4 protein-coding genes are annotated in these 2,291 nt (G+C 43.7%); 3 read left to right on the top strand and 1 reads right to left on the bottom strand.

Translation table 11 applies throughout. The features are described 5' to 3' along the window. From A3735_RS32310 to A3735_RS22520, 3 genes are all read left to right on the top strand, one after another. A partial coding sequence (locus A3735_RS32310) for a cryptochrome/photolyase family protein (RefSeq protein ID WP_197485981.1) occupies positions 1-443 on the top strand: 443 nt, incomplete at its 5' end. Further along, positions 398-1,495, top strand: a complete 1,098-nt coding sequence (locus A3735_RS22525) for a cryptochrome/photolyase family protein (protein ID WP_255375190.1) — start codon at positions 398-400, stop codon at positions 1,493-1,495. The genes A3735_RS32310 and A3735_RS22525, both read left to right, overlap by 46 nt. A gap of 99 nt (positions 1,496-1,594) precedes the next feature. Continuing rightward, the gene (locus tag A3735_RS22520; protein WP_068508353.1) at positions 1,595-2,029 is read left to right on the top strand and encodes a DUF3429 domain-containing protein; all 435 of its coding nucleotides are present in this window, start codon (positions 1,595-1,597) and stop codon (positions 2,027-2,029) included. A gap of 35 nt (positions 2,030-2,064) precedes the next feature. Here A3735_RS22520 and A3735_RS22515 read toward each other — a convergent pair. Further along, the coding region (locus A3735_RS22515; RefSeq protein WP_156499835.1) for an integrase core domain-containing protein at positions 2,065-2,291 on the bottom strand (227 nt) is incomplete at its 5' end.

Below are 2,291 nucleotides of genomic sequence, written 5' to 3'. Positions count from 1 at the left end.
CTTGGTTCAAGGAATCTGATCCTGACACCTTGTACATTTTGGCTGAACTGACGCAGGAAACTAACTACGTAAAGCATCATGTTCAAAAAGTTTGTGCTTTCTTTGCCGCGATGGAGGATTTTGCGGAGAATCTAAGACAGGCAGGACATAGGGTAAAGTACTTCAATTTGGACGAAAGCTCGGGATATAAAGATTTGCCAGCATTGCTTTCATCTGTCATTGAACGCTGCGCTTGTCAGGTATTTGAATATCAGCAACCTGATGAATATCGACTGCATGTTCAACTACGTGAATTTACTCGAGACTTGGAGATCACCTCCCGACTCTATGANACCGAGCATTTTTTTCTTGAGCACAACGAACTCCTCTATGGTTCGAAGGTGGCAGACATCATCGAATGGAAGGTTTCTATCGTAAAATGCGTAAACGCTTCAGTGTCTTGATGGAAGGAGGCAGCCCTTTAGGTGGAAAGTGGAATCACGATGAGGACAATCGTCATGCGCTCAAAAAGAAAGACTTAGCTGATATTCCCCAGCCACTGGTGTTTGAAAATGACGTAAGTGTCATTCTAAAACGGTTGAACGATCATGAGATTGTCAGTTTCGGTAATGCGAACATTAAGCTAGTTTGGCCGATTAACCATCGACAAGCGATGGCTCAACTTCAATACTTTTGCCAAGTATGCCTCCCGAAATTCGGCTACTTTCAAGACGCGATGACCTGCAATTCTCCTCACTCCTGGAGCCTATATCACTCACGGCTGAGTTTTGCTTTGAATGCCAAGATTATTAGCCCTGATGAGGTGATCGATGTCGCCATTGAAACATACTATCAACAGCAATCTAGTATTTCGATTTCGCAGATCGAAGGCTTTGTTCGTCAGATTCTTGGCTGGCGAGAATATGTTAGAGGAATGTACTGGGCCAATATGCCGGATTATACGGAACAGAATCGATTGAATGCGAGTAGACCTTTGCCAAGTTGGTTTTGGACTGGTGAAACCAAGATGGCGTGTATGAAGGAGAGTATCAAACAGTCTTTAGAGTATGCTTATGCCCACCATATTCAGCGCTTAATGATAACAGGTAACTTCTCTTTGCTGGCTGGTCTTCATCCCGATGAGGTAGATGATTGGTATTTAGGGATTTATATCGATGCCTTACAGTGGGTTGAGCTACCCAATACTCGAGGGATGGCCTTGTTTGCTGATGGGGGGTGGATCGCCACAAAACCCTATGCTGCGAGCGGCAACTATATCAACAAGATGAGTGACTACTGTAAGAGTTGTCATTATAAGGTTAAAGAGAAGGTAACGCCCGACGCCTGTCCATTCAATGCTCTTTACTGGGATTTTTTTGGAAGGCATGAAGAACGCTTGGCCGACAATCAAAGGTTATCTTTTATCGCCAAGCAGTGGGCTAAAAAATCTGATCAAGAAAAGCAGCTCATTCACGAGAGAGCGCTGACATTGCTAGACAATATTGAAACGATCTAAATAGAGCTAGATCTATAAACTGGTATCAACAATAAAACAGTTCGAACGCTGCCAGTGCCTAATGAACGGTTTTACTCAGACTTGGAGTTAATCTGCCACATGAACAAAAATAAGCGTTGTATCGCAATATCCTTGACCTTTGCCGGAGCACTCCCTTTTTACTTGATCCCAAGTATGTATCTGTTCCTTTCTGATATGCACGAGACTAATTTGAACTTGGCTTTGCGTATATATGCCGCTGTGATCATCTCTTTCCTGGCGGGCATTCATTGGGGATTGTTTCTGCTTCGTGATGCATCCATCAATCTCTTCTTGCACAGTAATTTTGTCACTCTTCTAGCTTGGTTAGCAGCGTCTTGTGAGTCGATTTATAGTTCGCTCGTGTTCGCCTTCTGTTTTATCTATTTGCTGGTGATTGATCGAAAGCTATTTGAGGAAGAGGTGTTGGAGTCTTGGTTCATGAGGTTGAGATTGGTGATAACGCTTGTCGTTCTCGTTTCCTTGGTTTTTTCTGCAATGGTGTTTGACTGGTGAAACGAGTCAAGCAGAATGTGTTCTGCGCAACTAAATCAGGACACTTTTCTTAAAGAGTTTTCGTACTCGATTGGCGACATATCTTCGTTAGAAGTATGGAGCCGCTCTAAGTTGTAATAACGCATGTAGTCAGCCACATCATTTCTCATATGCTCTCTCGTTGGCTGGGGCACTTTCAAAACCCAGTCATGCTTTAAGCTTCCAAAGAACCGCTCCACAACAGAGTTATCCCAGCAAGCACCTACATCCCCCATGCTAGCTC

Source organism: Oleiphilus sp. HI0061 (genome assembly GCF_001635675.1).
This window is presented reverse-complemented; position numbering and strand designations above follow the sequence as displayed.